Below are 15,441 nucleotides of genomic sequence, written 5' to 3'. Positions count from 1 at the left end.
CGGACCTTGCCACGCCCGTCCCTTGAGGACAAACGCAGGATTTGGTCACCCCTTATTCAGACCAGCGGATGATGGCAAGCCGCGAACTGGCCGGGCGCGACGATGCGCAGTTCCGGAACCTCGCTGGCGCAGCGCGCATCGGCCCGCGGGCAGCGGGTGCGGAAGCGGCAGCCCGAGGGCGGCGCGATCGGCGACGGCGGCTCGCCGACCGGCACGCTCTGGGTCGGGCGGACATCCGGATCGGGCACCGGAATCGCCTCGATCAGCAGCGCGGTATAGGGATGCGCCGGCTGTGCGAACAGCTGCTCGGAGGGCCCGACCTCGCAGAGCCGGCCGAGATACATCACCGCGACGCGGTCGCTGACCGCCTTCACCACCGCGAGATCGTGGGCGATGAACAGCAGCGTCAGGCCGTAACGCGTCTTCATCTCTTCCAGCAAGTTGAGGATCTGGGCGCGGATCGAGACGTCGAGCGCGGACACCGGCTCGTCGCAGATGATGAATTCCGGATTGAGCACCAGCGCGCGCGCAATGCAGATGCGCTGGCACTGCCCGCCGGAGAATTCGTGCGGCAGCCGCCCGCTCACCAGCGCCGGATCGAGGCCGACCGCCGCCAGCACGTCGCTGACGCGGCGCCGGCGCTCCTCGGGATCCCTGACGCCCGAGATCACCAGCGGCTCGGCGACGATGTCACCGATCCGCCGCCGCGGATTGAGCGAGGCGATCGGGTCCTGGAAGATCAGCTGCACGCGCTGGCGCATCTTTCGCAAGCTATCGCCACGCATCGCGGTGAGATCGTGGCCGTCGAACAGCACCTTGCCGGAGACCGCCTGGCGCAATTGCAGCACGGCGCGGCCGAGGGTCGACTTGCCGCAGCCGGATTCACCGACCAGGCCCAGCGTCTCGCCGCGCGCGATCTCGAGGCTGACGTCGGACACCGCATGAATGACCTTGCCGCCGACCGCATATTCGACGACGAGGCTTTCCACCTTCAGCAGCGGATCGGATGCGGCCTGCAGCATCATGTGCCGGCTCCCGCGGCGATCGGGTGGAAGCAGGCGAACTGATGCTGCGACGTCTCGGCCGGGCTGAGCTGCGGCTTTTCCCTGTTGCAGCGCTCGACGGCATAGCGGCAGCGCGGCGAGAACGAGCAGCCTCTCAGGGGCCGGGTCGGATCCGGCGGCCGTCCCGAAATCGCCGGCAGCGGCGTGTGCGGCGCGGCGTCGAGTTTCGGCAACGCGGCCAGCAGCGCCTCGGTGTAGGGCATCCGCATCTGCTTGAACAGCGAAGGCGTCGGCGCGCGCTCGACGATGCGCCCGGCATACATCACCGCGACCTCATCGGTGCGGCCGGCGACGACGCCGAGATCGTGGGTGATGATGATCATCGCCATGTGGCGGCGCTGCTGCTCGCGCGCCAAGAGATCGAGGATCTGGGCCTGGATCGTGACGTCGAGCGCCGTGGTCGGCTCGTCCGCGATCAAGAGCTTCGGCTCGCAGGACAGCGCCACCGCGATCGCCACCCGCTGGCGCATGCCGCCGGAGAGCTGGTGCGGATACTGCGCCAGCCGCTGCTCGGGCGCGGGAATGCCGACCGCCGCCAGCAGCTCGATGCTGCGCTGCCTCGCCTGCGCGAGGTCGAGCTCGAGATGTTCCTGAATGGTCTCGATCAGCTGGGTGCCGATGGTCAGCACCGGATTGAGCGAGGTCATCGGATCCTGGAACACGACCGCGAGCGAGCGGCCGCGCAGCTTGCGCAACTTCTCCGCCGACAGGTTCGGCAGATCCTGGCCGTCGAACATCACCCGTCCCGACAGCTTTGCCTTCTTCGGCAGCAGTTGCAGGATCGCCCGCGACAGCATGGTCTTGCCGCAGCCGGACTCGCCGACGATGCCGAGCGTCTTGCCGGCGCCGACCGCGAGATCGACCTGGTCGACCGCGCGCAGATTGCCGCGCGGCGTCGGCAAATCGACCACCGCATTCTCGACCGAGAGCAGTGTGCCGTTCATAGCGCGCCCTGCTTCGGGTCGGTCAGCGCCCGCGCGGTGTCGCCGATCAGGTTGAACGAGAGCACGGTCAGGAACATCGCGATCGCCGGAATGAAGGCGAGCCGCGGCGCGACGTCGAGGCTTTCCCGCCCCTCCCCGATCATGCTGCCCCAGCTCGAGATCGGCGGCGGCACACCGAGACCGAGGAACGACAGCGCGCCCTCGACCACGATGGTGACAGCGACCGCCAGCAGGAAGAAGGCAAGCAGCGGCAGCAGCACGTTCGGCAACAGCTCGCGCAGCAAGATGCGGCTGTGGGTGGCGCCGAGCGCCTGCGCCGCGATGACGAATTCGCGCCGCGCCAGCGACAGCGTCGCCGCGCGCGCCACCCGCATGAAGGCGGGGATGCCGAGCACGCCGAGGATGCAGGTCAGGTTGAAGATCGACTGGCCGAGATAGGCGGTCACCGCCAGCGCCAGAATCAGCGGCGGGAACGCCAGCAGCACGTCCATGCTGCCGACCACGAACGCCTCGAAGCGGCCGCGGAAATAACCGGCGAGCATGCCGAGCGCGCCGCCGAAGGTGAGCCCGATCACCGGTGCGCAGAGCCCGACGATCAGCGAGATCCGCGCGCCGTAGATCAGCCGAGACAGCTCGTCGCGGCCGAGGCCGTCGGTGCCGAGCCAGTGCTCGGCCGAGAACGGTGCGCGCCGCTCCAGCATGTCCATGTCGGTCGGGCTCGGCAGCGGCAGCACGTCGGCGAGGATCGCGACCGCGAACACCAGTGTCATCCAGCCGATCGCAAGCCAGAACAGCGCGCCGACCCGGCGGCCGCGCCGCACCGGCTCCGTGCTGGTCTCGTCGAGGCTGAGTTCAAGCGTGGCCATGGCGGATCCTCGGATCGAGCACGGCGTAGAGCATGTCGACGATGAAGTTCATGATCACGAAGCCGGCGGCGACCAGCAGCACCACGCCCTGCAGGATGATGAGGTCGCGGGTGTAGATTGCACCGACCAGGAGACGGCCGATCCCCGGCAGCGCGAAGATCGTCTCCACGATCACCGCGCCGCCGATCAGCCGGCCGATATTGATGCCGGTGATGGTGACCAGCGTCAGCGACGACGGTTTCAGCGCATGCACGAACAGGATCCGCGACGGTTTTAGGCCCTTCGCCTTGGCGAGCGCGATGTAGTCCTCCTGCAGCGCCGCGATCATGTCGGAGCGCAGCACGCGCATGATGCCGGGCCACTCCGCCAGCGCCAGCGTCAGCGCCGGCAGCACCATGAAGCGCAGATTGGCGAGCGGATCCTCGCTGAACGGCACGTAGCCGGTCGCCGGCAGCCAGCCGAGCTCGACCGCGAACAAATAGATCAAGAGGATCGCGGACAGGAAGCTCGGCACCGAGAGCATGCCGAACGCCGAGCCGGTCATGAAGCGGTCGAAGGCGCTGCCGGCCTTCGCCGCGCAGGCGATCGCCAGCGGCACGCCGATCGCAAGCCCGATCAATTCGGCCAGGACCATCAGCTCGAAGGAAACAGGCACGCGCTCGCCGACCGCCTGCAGCACGGTCTGTCCGGTGCGGAACGAGCGCCCGAAATCGCCCTGCAGGATATGCCAGAGCCAGCCGAAATAGCGCTGCCAGATCGGCAGGTCGAGCCCCATGTCATGGCGCAGCGCCGCGACGTTCTCCGGCGTCGCCTGGTCGCCGAGGATCACGTAAGCGAGATCGCCCGGCAGCAGCGAGGCGATCACGAAGGTCAGCACGGAGACGGCGATCAGCACCGGCACCAGATACAGGAGCCTCCGCGCAACGAAGAACAGCATGCAGCGCTATTCCTTCCAGGCAGTCGAGACGTCGAGCACCCCATTGAACATTTTCGGCAGGCCCTTCACCTTCGCGCTCGAGATCGCGTAGTAGGTATTCTGGAAGGTCCAGAACCAGATCGCCTGCTTGTTGATCAGGCGGCTGATCGCACAATAATCCTCGGTGCGCTGGCCGACATCGGCGGTGGAGCGCGCGTGCTCGAGCAGCCGGTCGAGCTCCGGATCGGAATAATTGGCGAGCGCGACCGGGCTGCCGGTATGGAAGTTCGCGTACATCTGCGGATCGGGATCGGCGAGATCGACGATGCGCCACGGCGTCATCTGGAACTGGCGCATGAACGCGCGCGGCACGATGGTGGCCTGGTCGACCTGCTCGATCTCCATGTTGATGCCGGCGCGCTTCCAGAGCTGCTGCAGCACCTGGCCGACGGTGCGGCCGCGCGGCGTTGCCGTGACCAGCATCTTGAACTCGACCGGCTTGCCGTAATCCTTGACCAGCGCCTTGGCCTTCTCGAGGTCGAACGGCAGCGCGCCGTCGTCCTTGCACTTGACCCAGGAGCCGTCGCCATACGGGTTCGACGCCGGCCGGCTCAGGCCGCTGCTGACCGCCTGCGACATCTTCGGCCGGTCGAGCGCCATCACCACCGCCTGCCGCACCCGGATGTCGTCGAACGGCGGGTTCTTGGTGTTGACGGCATAGACCGCCGCGCCCGAGCCCTTGTAGGTGTGCACGGTGAGCTTGGAGTCCTTCTGCGCCTTCAAAATATTGTCGGCGTCGGCCTCGTCGTCCCAGACGATGTCGGCCTCGCCCGATTGCAGCGAGGCGAAGCGCGACTGCGCGTCCGGCAGCGGCTTCAGGATGATGCGGTCGAGATAGGGCTTGCCCTTGTCCCAATAGTCCGGGTTCTTCTCCAGCACCATGCGGTCGCCGGCGGTCCAGGATTTCAGGATGTAGGGACCGGTGCCGACCGGATTGCGGTTGTAGTCGTCGCCCTTGGTCTTCCAGGCGGTCGGCGACTGCATCACGTTGTTGGAACTTTGAATGGACTGCGTCGCCGGAAAATTCACCGCCGGGTCGCTAAAATTGTAGACGACGGTGAGATCGTCGGTGGTCTGCACGCTGATGATGTTCGAGATGTAGAAGGCGCAGCGGCACTTGTTGGCGGGATCCTTCTGGCGATCGAAGTTTTCCTTCACCGCCTGTGCATTGAACGGCGTGCCGTCGTGGAATTTGACGCCCGGCCTGAGCTTGAAGGTCCAGGTCTTGTAGTCGTCGGAATGCGACCACGACACCGCGAGCTTGGGCACCGGCTCGCCCTTGTCGTTGAGGGTGGCGAGCGTGTCGAAAATCGCGGCTGCTGCGGTGTTGGCCGAGGTGTCGTAGACGCCGACCTTGAGCGGATCAAACCCCGGGATATCCAGTTCCTGACCGACGGTCAGCGAGCCGCCCGACTTCTGCGCGCTGGCGGGTGTTGCGACCGCAGCAACAAATCCCGCGACAAGAAATAAACGCGCAAACGCGTGCGCGCGACCGACCGGCTTCATCCGTGCTCCCTCCCGAGATGCGCAACGTCCGGTGTTCCGGATCGTTGTGATGGAGCATAACATTGTCCGGAATCGCCGCGCGCGGCAAGGCCATAACGCGGATGAAAAGCCGCGGGTTAGCCACGCACCGATTTTTGCGGTTGCGTCGCGAAAGCTGCGATCTCCTCCTCGGAGAGGCCGACCTCCTGCAGATAGGCGCGTGTGTGCTCGCCGAGCGTCGACATGCGTTTGCCTGCGCCGACCGCCGCACCCGACATGCGGAACGGCAGGTTGAGCACCTTGAAGGCGCCGCCGCCATCCTCGACCTCGGCCAGCGCGCCGCGATGGGCGAGCTGTGGATCGGCCAGCGCCTCGCTCACGGTGCGATAGGCCGAGGACGGCACACCGTATTCGTTGAGTGCGTCCAGACAAGCGCGCGTGCTCACCGTGCGCGACCACGCCTCCACGCCGTCCATCAGGCTGGTCCAGTTCTCCCGGCGATCGGCGTACTTGGCAAAGCGCGGGTCGGACACCCATTCGGGACGGCCGATCACCTGCATCAGGTTCTGAAAGGTCTTCTCGCTGGCGATCGCCACCATCACGTAACCATCGGAAGTCTGGATCGGCCCGAAGGTCGGGCGCTGGCTCGGCCTCACCTCGAATTGCGACCACTGCACCTCGTTCAAGGTCAGGCTCAGCATCGATTCCAGCATCGAGACGTCGATGTGCTGGCCCTTGCCGGTGACGCCGCGCTGATACAGCGCCGCCGAGACCGCGCCGAACGCATAGGTGCCGGTCAAGACGTCGGCGTGGTAGATGCCGCAATGATCCGGCCGGGTGCGGCCGCGCTGATAGGCGAGATGCGCCATCTCGTAACCGGAGGCGGCATGGATCACCGGCGCATAGGCCGGCAGCTCCGCCGACGGCCCGCTCTGGCCGTAGCCCGAGATCGAGCAGTAGATCAGCTTCGGATTGATGCCGCTGACCGAGGCGTAGTCGAGCTGCAGCCGCCGCATCACGCCGGGGCGAAAATTCTCCACCAGCACGTCGGCGGTCGCGATCAGCCGGCGGATCGCCTCGCCGCCGGCCGGCGACTTCAGGTCGAGCACCAGGCTCTGCTTGCCGACGTTGAGTTGGCCGAACGCCGTCGAGCAGTTGTTGCGCAGCGGCGGCCGGGTCCGCATCGTCTCGCCCTCGGCGGGCTCGATCTTGATCACCTCCGCGCCCATGTCGGCGAGCATGCGGGTGCAATGCGGGCCGGCGATCGTGGTCGAAAAATCCAGCACGCGAAGGCCGGAGAAGCTCCGTGTCAAATTCCCCTCATCGTTGCCGGCTATTGTCGCTGCCAAGGCTCCCTCCATCGCGCGGTCTTCATTGATTGCGCGTGACACTAAAGTGAGCCGTGCGGACAGGAAAGCGTCTCGTCCAGACCGGGCCCGCGGGCCGTCTTGCATTTTACTCAACAGCAAACTGGACCCGATCTTGCATGGCCCTTGAGGGGCTGGAACGAGGGCGCGCTTGTTGAAGGTCTTGTTCGTCACGACGGAGATCGACGATTTCGTCCGCGTCGGCGGGCTCGCCGCCGTTTCCGCGGCACTGCCGCGGGCGCTGCGTCCGTGGAGCGACGTCAGGATCATGCTTCCCGGCTACCGGGACGTGGTCGAGCAGTTCACTTCCATTGAAATCGTCGGGCAATGCGCCGCGCGCGGCGAGATGCCGGCCTGCACGCTCGGGCGCGCATCGACCAAGGACGGGCTGCCGGTCTATGTGCTGCTGTGCCCGGCCCTCTACGACCGGCCAGGCAATCCCTATGGCGACGCGTGCGGCCGCGACTGGCCGGACAACGACATCCGCTTCGGCCGCTTCGCCTCGGCCGCTGCCGAACTTGCAGCCGGCATGCTGGACAAGAACTGGGCAGCCGACCTCGTGCACGCCAATGACTGGCAGGCGGCGCTCACACCGGCTTACCTCGCATGGCGGGGTCTGCGGATTCCGTCGATCCTGACCATCCACAACCTCGCCTATCAGGGCCTGTTTCCGAAGGAGGCGCTGCGGCGGATCGGCGCACCGGAGAGCTCATTCCACATCGACGGGCTGGAATTCTACGACAAGGTTTCCTTCCTCAAGGGCGGCCTGGTCTACGCCTCGCACCTGACCACCGTGAGTGCGACCTACGCCAGGGAGATCACGACCGCCGAACTCGGCTGCGGACTGGAAGGCCTGCTGCGGATCCGCTCCGACGCCAACGAGCTCACCGGGATCCTGAACGGCATCGATGAGAGCTGGGACCCGCGCACCTGCGCGCAGCTGGCAAAGCCGTTCGCCGCCGGCGACTGGACGGGCAAGCAGGCCAATGCCGACTACGTCCGCCGGCAGTTCGGGCTTGCGGTCTCGCGCGGGCCGATCTTCGGCCTGGTCGCCCGCCTCGTGCACCAGAAGGGCGTCGACCTCGTGCTGTCGGCGGCCGATGAGATCGTCCGGGACGGCGGACAGATCGTCGTCACCGGCAGCGGCGAGCCCGCGTTCGAGGATGCGCTGGTGGCCGCGCACCGGCGGCGGCCGGATGCGATCGGCGTCATCATCGGCTTCAACGATGCGCAGGCGCGCCGGATCTTTGCCGGCAGCGATTTCACCCTGATGCCGTCGCGCTTTGAGCCCTGCGGGCTGAGCCAGATGTATGCGCAGCGCTTCGGTTCGCTGCCGATCGGCCGCCAGACCGGCGGCCTCGCCGAGACCATCACCGACGGCGAGACAGGCTTTTTGTTTCCGCAGCCGTCGGCGGAATCCCTCCTCGGCGGCATCCGGCGTGCCTTCGACGCCTATCACGCCAAGGACCGCCTCAACGCGATGCGCACCAGCGCCATGGCCAAGTCGTACAGCTGGGATCTCTCCGCCGCGTGCTATGGCGCGCTCTACAGGAAGCTGGTCATGCCATCGATGGCGGCGTGAGATTCATTCCGCAGCTTCTGCCAGCAATGCGTTCGACTGCTGCTCGTGCAGGATCACGCCCGATAGCGGATCGAACTCGCCGACCCAGGGCTTGCGCTGCAGCACAGCTCGGGTGTGGACGTAACCGGCTTCCCAGCGCTTCATAATCCCGACCGGGCTGAAGTCGATATCCTTGGTGTGAGTTTCATGATCGAGCTGGGGAGCCAGCAATCGCACGACATGCATCCGGGTCGGACAGCCGTAGCTCATGAGTTCGCGCACCGCCTCGCTGGTCCGCTCCGCTTCCGGCAGCCGCGCCGCGAGCTGGTTGATGACATGGCGAAGCCGATGCGCCTGCTGCTGGCGCGCGATGTGACTGGCAATTCGGCTGGAATATTGCACGTCCTTGTGACGGTTCAGAACCTCCGCCATCGTCGTCGGCTCAGCGCCGGCCGGATTCCACAGATGAACCGCAAAAATCAGGGAATTCTTGCGCGGATTGTCGTCGAACACGGCCTCGGTCGGTGTATTCGATAATATTCCGCCGTCCCAATAGAGCTCACCGTCGATGCGGATGGCGGGAAAGGCAGGCGGCAGTGCGCCCGACGCCATGAGATGGCGCACATCGAGCCTGCAGTTGCGGCTGTCGAAATAGCGCATCTCGCTGCTGCGGACGTGTGCGGCGCCGACCGTTAGTCGGGGCGAGCATTGATTGACGAGCTCGAAATCCACGAGTTCAGTCAACGTCCGCTCCAGCGGCGCTGTCGCGTAATAGCCGGCATTATCCGCACCGAGCGGATAGTCGTTGCCGGCATGCGCGAGCGGGTTCGGCCGGAAGAACCCGGGAATTCCGTGCGTCACGGTCGACCAGTAGGACAGCTTCTCATTGAAACCGGGAAAGATGTCGCGAAAGCTCCACACCGGGTTCTGCTCGACCTTCTTCCAGAACTCGCGCAGCCGGGACAGCCGGTTCTGCGGCGAATTGCCGGCGATCAGACCAGCGTTGATCGCGCCGATCGAAGTGCCGATGATCCAGTCCGGCTCGATGCCGGCCTCGTGCAGCGCCTGGTACACGCCGGCCTGGTAAGCGCCGAGCGCGCCACCACCCTGCAGCACAAGCACGACCTGCCCCGGATGGGGCCGCTCCGCGGAGGTCAACCTGCGCGATGAAAAGCCGTCTTGAGCATGGGTCATGTCATACTCCTGTGCCTGCCCTGCTCGCAGAGCGTCGCGAGCCGACCGTCCTTGAAGTTCGCCTCCACGCAATCTGCCCGCCGCGCGCACCGGGCGGAAATGCCGTTTGGCTTCCGAAGCCATGCACGGCCGCTATCGCGGTTCTGCTGTCCCGGACGAGGCTTTCGGGCTAGCTTTGCGCTCAGGCAGACAGGGCAGCACCGTCATGGAGATGCATCAGGTCAGGTATTTCCTCGCAGTCACGCGGCTGTTGAACTTCACGCGCGCCGCCGACGAATGCAATGTGACGCAGCCGTCCCTGACACGCGCGATCAAGCAGCTGGAGGCCGAGCTCGGCGGCGACCTGTTCCGGCGCGAGCGCCCGGCCGCGCAACTGACCGAGCTCGGTCAGCACATGTTGCCCCTGCTGCAGCAATGCTACGACGCGGCTTCCGGTGCGCGGGTGCTGGCCTCTTCCTTCAAGAGCGGAGAGATCGGCGCGCTGCGGATCGCGCTCAGCCACGCGATCGACCTTTCGCTGTTGACGCCGCATCTCGACCAGATCAAGCGGCAGTTCAACCGGTTGGAATTCCACTTCCTTCGCGGCAATAGCGCCGAGGTCGGTAAATATCTGAAGAGCGGCGAGGCCGAGCTTGGCATTGCCGCCGAGCTCGGCGCCGATTGGGACCGCCTCGACACCTGGCCATTGTTCACCGAGGATTTCGACCTCGTCACGAGCAAGCGACATCCCTTGGCTGCCCGCGACCGCGTCGCCTTCGACGACCTTCGGAATGAGCAGATGCTGTCACGAAGCTACTGCGAACATTGCGAGCATGTCGGCAGATCCCTGCGCGAGCACGGCGTCGCCATCGACCGCCGCCACGAAATCTCCTCCGAACGTGACCTGATCCAATTGCTCGAGGCGGATATCGGTATCGCAGTCATCCCGCAGACGTCGATGATCCCCGAAACACTGAAGCGCCTGGCCGTCCACGGCCTGGACTCGCGAAGGACCGTGCATCTCTACGGCGTCGCCGGACGCCAACGCACCGCCGTCGCTTCCGCCGTGATGCGAATGCTGCGCGGCACCGACTGGCAGCAATTCCTGAACCGGAATGCCTGACGCCTAGAGCATGATCCGGAAAAGTGCGAAGCGGTTTTCCGAAAAGATCATGCTCAAACAAAGGGCTGCCCGCCTGCGGCTTTCACCGCGGCGATCAGGTCGTCGATTTCCATTCGCTTGCGGAAATCCGGATCGACGAAGCGGGCCTTCACCCGCCCGTCGCGTCCGACGACGAAGACCGCGGGGATCGGCAGTATCCAGGCCTCATTGCCGTGGAAGCCCGATATGTCCAGATAGGACAGCAGCTGCTGGATCTCTGCGCCGAGCCAGATCGCAAGGTTGAGCGACAACGCGTAGCCATTGTCGAGATCGGTCAGCACCGGAAACGGCGCGGCCGATTCGAGTTTGAATTGCGCGGCGTATTTCTGGGTTTCCGGCATGATCGCAACGATCCGCCCGCCGAGCGTCTCCAGCAGCCCCTGCGCCTTGACGACCGCGCTGACGTTCAAGCGGCAGTATGGGCACCAATGCCCACGATAGAACATCACGACCACCGGCCCGCCGGCGATGAGTGCCTGCAAGCTGACCAGGGAACCGGTCTCGTCCGGCAGCAGGAACGGAGGCATGAGGTCTCCAGGCATTGGCGCATTCTCGCCGCCGCCGTTCTTCTTGAGGCGTGTCACGAGGCGATCGACCGCTTCGCTGTAGGCCGGAAACACATCACGGCTTGCCGCGGCATAGGCCGACAGGCGCTCGTCGAGCGTGCCGTCCATTTCGCGGCAACTCAGGAACGCCTGTCTCAGGCGATCGGCGTCGGCGGGCGACAGTTGCGTCATTCCAGGCTCCTACCGAGGCGGTGGTGGCAATCTTATTTTCGGCTGCGTGCCGCCCGCAAGGGGCGCCGTTCACCTTTTCCATCAGAAGCGGATTCCGCAACGGCTAGAAATGCCGATCGCCAATCGGTTCGATAGCCGGCGTGCATCATGGGGCCAATAGCCGGCGGCTATCGATGCGAAAGCCGATTGGTATTTCAGATCGAGAGCCGGAACGCGCATCCTGCGCGCCAGCGATGCCATGAGCACGCACAGGCCCGACAGGAGTTTCGCCATGACACAGATCGCCAAGCGCTTCACAACTGCTTTCGGCAGCCTGCTGCTCGCGCTGCTGCTGATATCAACCGCGCCGCTCGCCCGCGCCGACGGCGATGACGGTATCGTGCGCATCAAGAGCGCAGTGCCGATGGCCGAGGCGATTGCACGAATCAAGGCGGATGTCGCCGGCAAGGGCATCCGATTCTTCTCGGAAATCGATCAGTCGAAGCTCGCTGCCGATGCCGACATCGCGCTGCGGCCCTCGACGTTGCTGGTGTTCGGCAATCCGCCGCTCGGCACCCAGTTCATCACCTCGAACCCCAACGCCGGGCTCGATTGGCCGGTGCGCCTGCTGCTGACGCAGGATGACAACGGCGATGTCTGGGCGATCTGGACCGATTTTCAATGGATCGCCAGGCGTCACAACATCAGGGATCGCGACGCGCAGTTCAGGATGGCGACCTCGGTGGTCCAATCGATCGTCTCGACCATCACGACGAGGTAACGCAGCGCAGTCCGCATACGTAAGGCTGTCAGGCTGCGCCGTCGGCGCGGCCTGACGTTGCATTTTCGGCGCGCATTTCATCGATCACGCGGATCAGGAGCGGTGAATCTCTTCGGCCCTGCGATGCGCTCTGGCGTCACGGCTCGCCAAATCAGGGGGCAAGTCTGCGCCTACATGCTCGGCCGCGCATAGCGCGGTGCTATGGAGTCGAGAGCCAACCGGTATTTCATCTCGCGCGCGATCCCTGAGACACTCCTGCCATCGCCGGCCGCTACCAAGGGCCGAGGCGCAACAAGGAGACCATCATGATGAAATCCACGCCGTCACACATGCTCCGCAACGGCCTGACGCTCGCCGCGATCATCGCCGGGTCGATCGCGGCAGCATCGGCCGCGATTGCCGGGGAATGCCCCGCGGACAAGCTGAAGCCCAATGTGCGCGAGAAGGTCGACTACAAGCCGGTCGGCGTAACCGACGTCACGCTCGGCGCGATCGACCTCGAGAAGCAGCCGGCGCACATCGCGGGCCGCGAGCTGCGCTTCCGCAAGCTGACGATCGAACCCGGCGGAATCGTCCCCTGGCACAGTCACGACGACCGCCCGGCGCTGATCTTCGTGCAGCAGGGCGAAATCGTCGAGTACGCCAGCAACTGCGCCGAGCCGATCGTGCACAAGGCCGGCGATATCCGGCCCGAGGTGTTCGGCACCTCGCACTGGTGGAAGAATCTCGGCAAGGAGACTGTCATTCTCTACGTCGGCGACGTCCGCAGAGATCCGCGCGACCACAACATGTAAGGGATGCAACGAGCGCCCGCCCTGAGCCTTGTTGCCGATGTGACGTCCGGAACGCCCCGTGATCCCACGGCTCCGGGCGTCACATCTTCCGTCCTCCTGCGAGGCACGCCATGACCGAGACAGCAACGTCGATGCGAGTTGAAGCGGTGACCGTCGACGGGCACTTGCCCGGCGCTGCGCTGCGATCCCTGATCATCGGCCTGACCGCTTTTCTGACCGTCGTCGACCTGTTCGCGACGCAGGCAATTCTGCCTTCCCTGACCCGCCACTACAATGTGACGCCGGCGGCGATGGGTTTTGCAGTCAACGCCAGCACGATGGGCATGGCAGTTGCCGGTCTCGTGATCGGCGTGCTCAGCCCGCATATCCAGCGGCAACGCGGCATCCTTGTGAGCCTGGTGCTGCTCGCCGTTCCCACCGCCTTGCTCGCGGTCGCACCCAACCTCACGATATTTACGCTGCTCCGCGTGGCACAAGGCCTCTGCATGGCCTCCGCGTTCGCGCTGACTCTGGCCTATCTCGGCGAGCAATGCAGCGTAGCGGACGCCGGCGGGGCCTTCGCGGCCTATATCACGGGTAACGTCGCCAGCAACCTGATCGGCCGCCTGGTCTCGGCGGCGGTCGCAGATTGGTTCGGACTGGCATCGACGTTCTATTTTTTCGCCCTCCTCAACCTCGCAGGCGCCGTGCTGGTCTATGCCACGATCAAGCGCGTTCAGCCAATGCATGCGATGCCGGTGGCCCAGTCACCCCTTCAAGTCATGATCGCGCAGTGGCGGGATCCGGCGCTTCGCGCCGCGTTTGCAGTCGGCTTTTACATTCTGTTCGCCTTCATCGGGACGTTTACGTTCGTAAACTTCGTCCTGGTTCGTCCGCCGCTCTCGCTGGGACGAATGGATCTTGGCTTCGTCTATTTTGTTTTCCTGCCGTCGGTGGTTACGACGCTGCTGGCAGGCAACATTGCCGCGCGGTTCGGAACCCGCCGGGCCCTGTGGGGCGCCCTGGCGATCACGGGCGTCGGGCTGCCGCTGCTGCTGACGCCGCGGCTTGCCGCGGTGCTGGCCGGAATGGTGCTGGTCGGCGTCGGAACGTTCTTTGCGCAGGCCGTCGCAACCGGCTTTGTCGGACAGGCCGCGCGGGAGAACCGTGGGGTGGCGAGCGGAACTTACCTTGCGTGCTATTTCCTCGGCGGTCTCGTCGGCAGCGCCGCGCTGGGCCAGTTGTTCGATCGCTTCGGATGGACCGCATGCGTTGCCGGGGTCGCGACCGCGCTGGCCGGGGCGGCTTGGCTGACTGCCCGCCTTGTGGTCACGCCGTCCGCCGCGTCTCCGGCATCACCAGCCAAATTATCAGCAGGCCGAGCGCGGCGACGCAGGCGAGCCCGATGAAGGCCGTGCCGCTGCCGAGCTTGTCGCTGACATAGCCGGCCAGCACCGTGCTGAGCGACGCGCCGATGCCGACCGCGGTGCCGACGATGCCCTGCGCCAGGTTGAAATGGCCGCTGCCGAAGGCGACGTCGGCCACCACCAGCGGCACCATCACGCTGAACACGGCAGCGGTGATGCCGTCGAGGATCTGCACCACGACCAGCAGATACGGATCGCGCACCGTTGCGAACAGCAGGCCGCGGATCGCCAGCGCGGCGAACGCGATCAGCAGCAGCGGCCGCCGGCCCCAGGCCTGCGCCTTGCGGCCGACCGAAGGCGAGGACAGCGCGACGATCGCCTGCGGCACGATGATGCAGGCCGCGATCAGGACCGGCGCCCACTGGCTCGATCGCGTCGTGACCACGCCGGCCATCAGCGGCAGCATCGCGGCGTTGGCGAGCTGGAACAGCATCATGGCGCCGGCAAAAATCAGCAGCGGGCGCTGCCGTACCAGGCTGAACACGCTGGTCGCCTTCTTGTCGGGCTTGTCGCGCTTCACCTCGCCATGGGCCTGCGCGATGTCGATCTCGCGTTCGCGGATCCGCGCCAGCGACAACAGCGTCGGGATCGCCAGGATGAAGGTGACGAGGAACACGGAGCGGTTCGACAGCAGATAGCCGACGGCGCCCATCAGCGCCGCGGCCGAGCCGTTGCCGAGCGAGGCGAAGCGCGCGTTGCGGCCGAGCCGCTCCCCGATCGCGTGCGGCCCGACCAGGCCGAGACTGATCGCAGCGATCGCCGGCCCCAGCACGCAGCTCGCCAGCGCATGGAACGTCGCGGCCACCGTCACCACGGGAAGGATCGGCCAGAGCGCGTAGGCCAGCGCGCAGATGCCGATGGTGGCGACCGCAAACCCTGCGACGATCCGCTCCGAACGCGCCGCATCGACGATGGCGCCGCCCGGCATCTGGCCGAGCAGGCCGATGATGCCGCCGATCGAGAGCACGAAGCCGATCTCGACCTGGGTCCATTTCTGCGTCGTCAGGTAGACCGCGATGAACGGGCCGAAGCCGGTCTGCACGTCGGCCAGGAAGAAGATGAACCAGTCGAGCCCGCGCTGGCTTTCGCGCGACGGCGTGCGCGGCTCCTCCGGATTGGGCTGATCGGGAACGAGCGGCACAATAT

General features: G+C 65.8%; 15 protein-coding genes. 5 read left to right on the top strand and 10 right to left on the bottom strand.

Going from position 1 to position 15,441, the window contains the following annotated elements; translation table 11 throughout:
- Positions 1–56: 56 nt before the first annotated feature.
- The 6 genes from XH93_RS13910 to XH93_RS13885 all read right to left on the bottom strand — a co-directional run bounded on the left by XH93_RS13910 (position 57) and on the right by XH93_RS13885 (position 6,696).
- Positions 57–1,025: an ABC transporter ATP-binding protein gene (locus XH93_RS13910; protein WP_194473945.1), complete on the bottom strand. Its 969-nt coding sequence runs from the start codon at positions 1,023–1,025 to the stop codon at positions 57–59.
- Positions 1,022–2,008, bottom strand: a complete 987-nt coding sequence (locus XH93_RS13905; protein WP_194473944.1) for an ABC transporter ATP-binding protein — start codon at positions 2,006–2,008, stop codon at positions 1,022–1,024. Before XH93_RS13905 ends, XH93_RS13910 begins: the two co-directional genes overlap by 4 nt.
- The gene (locus XH93_RS13900; protein WP_194473943.1) at positions 2,005–2,874 is read right to left on the bottom strand and encodes an ABC transporter permease; all 870 of its coding nucleotides are present in this window, start codon (positions 2,872–2,874) and stop codon (positions 2,005–2,007) included. The genes XH93_RS13905 and XH93_RS13900 overlap by 4 nt, the downstream gene beginning before the upstream one ends.
- Complete coding sequence (locus XH93_RS13895; protein ID WP_194473942.1) at positions 2,861–3,811, bottom strand: ABC transporter permease; 951 nt, start codon at positions 3,809–3,811, stop codon at positions 2,861–2,863. The genes XH93_RS13900 and XH93_RS13895 overlap by 14 nt, the downstream gene beginning before the upstream one ends.
- A 6-nt stretch (positions 3,812–3,817) precedes the next feature.
- Positions 3,818–5,356: an ABC transporter substrate-binding protein gene (locus XH93_RS13890; RefSeq protein ID WP_194473941.1), complete on the bottom strand. Its 1,539-nt coding sequence runs from the start codon at positions 5,354–5,356 to the stop codon at positions 3,818–3,820.
- Positions 5,357–5,472: 116 nt separating this feature from the next.
- Positions 5,473–6,696: a CaiB/BaiF CoA-transferase family protein gene (locus XH93_RS13885; protein WP_194473940.1), complete on the bottom strand. Its 1,224-nt coding sequence runs from the start codon at positions 6,694–6,696 to the stop codon at positions 5,473–5,475.
- Positions 6,697–6,856: 160 nt separating this feature from the next.
- Here XH93_RS13885 and glgA point away from each other — a divergent pair, with 160 nt between their 5' ends.
- Positions 6,857–8,284: a glycogen synthase GlgA gene (gene glgA / locus XH93_RS13880; RefSeq protein ID WP_194475141.1), complete on the top strand. Its 1,428-nt coding sequence runs from the start codon at positions 6,857–6,859 to the stop codon at positions 8,282–8,284.
- 3 nt (positions 8,285–8,287) lie between these two features.
- Here glgA and XH93_RS13875 read toward each other — a convergent pair whose 3' ends face one another.
- Complete coding sequence (locus XH93_RS13875) at positions 8,288–9,457, bottom strand: patatin-like phospholipase family protein (protein WP_194473939.1); 1,170 nt, start codon at positions 9,455–9,457, stop codon at positions 8,288–8,290.
- A 205-nt stretch (positions 9,458–9,662) separates the two neighbouring features.
- Between XH93_RS13875 and XH93_RS13870 the strand changes: the two genes are divergently transcribed.
- Positions 9,663–10,559: a LysR family transcriptional regulator gene (locus XH93_RS13870; RefSeq protein ID WP_194473938.1), complete on the top strand. Its 897-nt coding sequence runs from the start codon at positions 9,663–9,665 to the stop codon at positions 10,557–10,559.
- 53 nt (positions 10,560–10,612) lie between these two features.
- On the opposite strand, the gene XH93_RS13865 is transcribed toward XH93_RS13870, so the two are convergent.
- Together XH93_RS13865 and XH93_RS13860 are read right to left on the bottom strand one after the other, a co-directional pair.
- Complete coding sequence (locus XH93_RS13865; RefSeq protein ID WP_194473937.1) at positions 10,613–11,335, bottom strand: peroxiredoxin-like family protein; 723 nt, start codon at positions 11,333–11,335, stop codon at positions 10,613–10,615.
- A gap of 81 nt (positions 11,336–11,416) precedes the next feature.
- Complete coding sequence (locus XH93_RS13860) at positions 11,417–11,608, bottom strand: hypothetical protein (protein ID WP_139864594.1); 192 nt, start codon at positions 11,606–11,608, stop codon at positions 11,417–11,419.
- On the opposite strand from XH93_RS13860, the gene XH93_RS13855 reads away from it, so the two are divergent.
- The 3 genes from XH93_RS13855 (at position 11,607) to XH93_RS13845 (ending at position 14,277) form a co-directional block, all read left to right on the top strand.
- Positions 11,607–12,095 (top strand): DUF302 domain-containing protein, encoded by a 489-nt coding sequence (locus XH93_RS13855; RefSeq protein ID WP_194473936.1) that lies wholly within the window; start codon positions 11,607–11,609, stop codon positions 12,093–12,095. The genes XH93_RS13860 and XH93_RS13855 overlap by 2 nt on opposite strands.
- Positions 12,096–12,400: 305 nt before the next feature.
- Positions 12,401–12,889, top strand: a complete 489-nt coding sequence (locus XH93_RS13850; RefSeq protein ID WP_244622208.1) for a cupin domain-containing protein — start codon at positions 12,401–12,403, stop codon at positions 12,887–12,889.
- Positions 12,890–12,999: 110 nt separating this feature from the next.
- Entirely contained in the window at positions 13,000–14,277 is a 1,278-nt protein-coding gene (locus tag XH93_RS13845) for an MFS transporter (protein WP_194473935.1), read from the top strand.
- Here the strand turns inward: XH93_RS13845 and XH93_RS13840 are convergent.
- On the bottom strand, positions 14,198–15,436 hold the full coding sequence (locus XH93_RS13840) for an MFS transporter (protein ID WP_139481589.1): 1,239 nt from the start codon (positions 15,434–15,436) through the stop codon (positions 14,198–14,200). The two genes, XH93_RS13845 and XH93_RS13840, sit on opposite strands and share 80 nt — an antisense overlap.
- Positions 15,437–15,441: the final 5 nt, after the last annotated feature.

This window comes from Bradyrhizobium sp. CCBAU 51753 (assembly GCF_015291565.1).
GTDB lineage: Bacteria > Pseudomonadota > Alphaproteobacteria > Rhizobiales > Xanthobacteraceae > Bradyrhizobium > Bradyrhizobium ivorense.
This window is presented reverse-complemented; position numbering and strand designations above follow the sequence as displayed.

What these genes read in the sequence shown, in the direction of transcription:
- XH93_RS13870 (WP_194473938.1), top strand. Translation starts at nt 9,663, where the DNA reads ATGGAGATGCATCAGGTCAGGTATTTCCTCGCAGTCACGCGGCTGTTG.
- XH93_RS13900 (WP_194473943.1), bottom strand. Translation starts at nt 2,874, where the DNA reads ATGGCCACGCTTGAACTCAGCCTCGACGAGACCAGCACGGAGCCGGTG.
- XH93_RS13850 (WP_244622208.1), top strand. Translation starts at nt 12,401, where the DNA reads ATGATGAAATCCACGCCGTCACACATGCTCCGCAACGGCCTGACGCTC.
- XH93_RS13860 (WP_139864594.1), bottom strand. Translation starts at nt 11,608, where the DNA reads ATGGCGAAACTCCTGTCGGGCCTGTGCGTGCTCATGGCATCGCTGGCG.
- XH93_RS13855 (WP_194473936.1), top strand. Translation starts at nt 11,607, where the DNA reads ATGACACAGATCGCCAAGCGCTTCACAACTGCTTTCGGCAGCCTGCTG.
- XH93_RS13905 (WP_194473944.1), bottom strand. Translation starts at nt 2,008, where the DNA reads ATGAACGGCACACTGCTCTCGGTCGAGAATGCGGTGGTCGATTTGCCG.
- XH93_RS13895 (WP_194473942.1), bottom strand. Translation starts at nt 3,811, where the DNA reads ATGCTGTTCTTCGTTGCGCGGAGGCTCCTGTATCTGGTGCCGGTGCTG.
- XH93_RS13845 (WP_194473935.1), top strand. Translation starts at nt 13,000, where the DNA reads ATGACCGAGACAGCAACGTCGATGCGAGTTGAAGCGGTGACCGTCGAC.
- XH93_RS13875 (WP_194473939.1), bottom strand. Translation starts at nt 9,457, where the DNA reads ATGACCCATGCTCAAGACGGCTTTTCATCGCGCAGGTTGACCTCCGCG.
- XH93_RS13890 (WP_194473941.1), bottom strand. Translation starts at nt 5,356, where the DNA reads ATGAAGCCGGTCGGTCGCGCGCACGCGTTTGCGCGTTTATTTCTTGTC.
- XH93_RS13910 (WP_194473945.1), bottom strand. Translation starts at nt 1,025, where the DNA reads ATGATGCTGCAGGCCGCATCCGATCCGCTGCTGAAGGTGGAAAGCCTC.
- XH93_RS13885 (WP_194473940.1), bottom strand. Translation starts at nt 6,696, where the DNA reads ATGGAGGGAGCCTTGGCAGCGACAATAGCCGGCAACGATGAGGGGAAT.
- XH93_RS13865 (WP_194473937.1), bottom strand. Translation starts at nt 11,335, where the DNA reads ATGACGCAACTGTCGCCCGCCGACGCCGATCGCCTGAGACAGGCGTTC.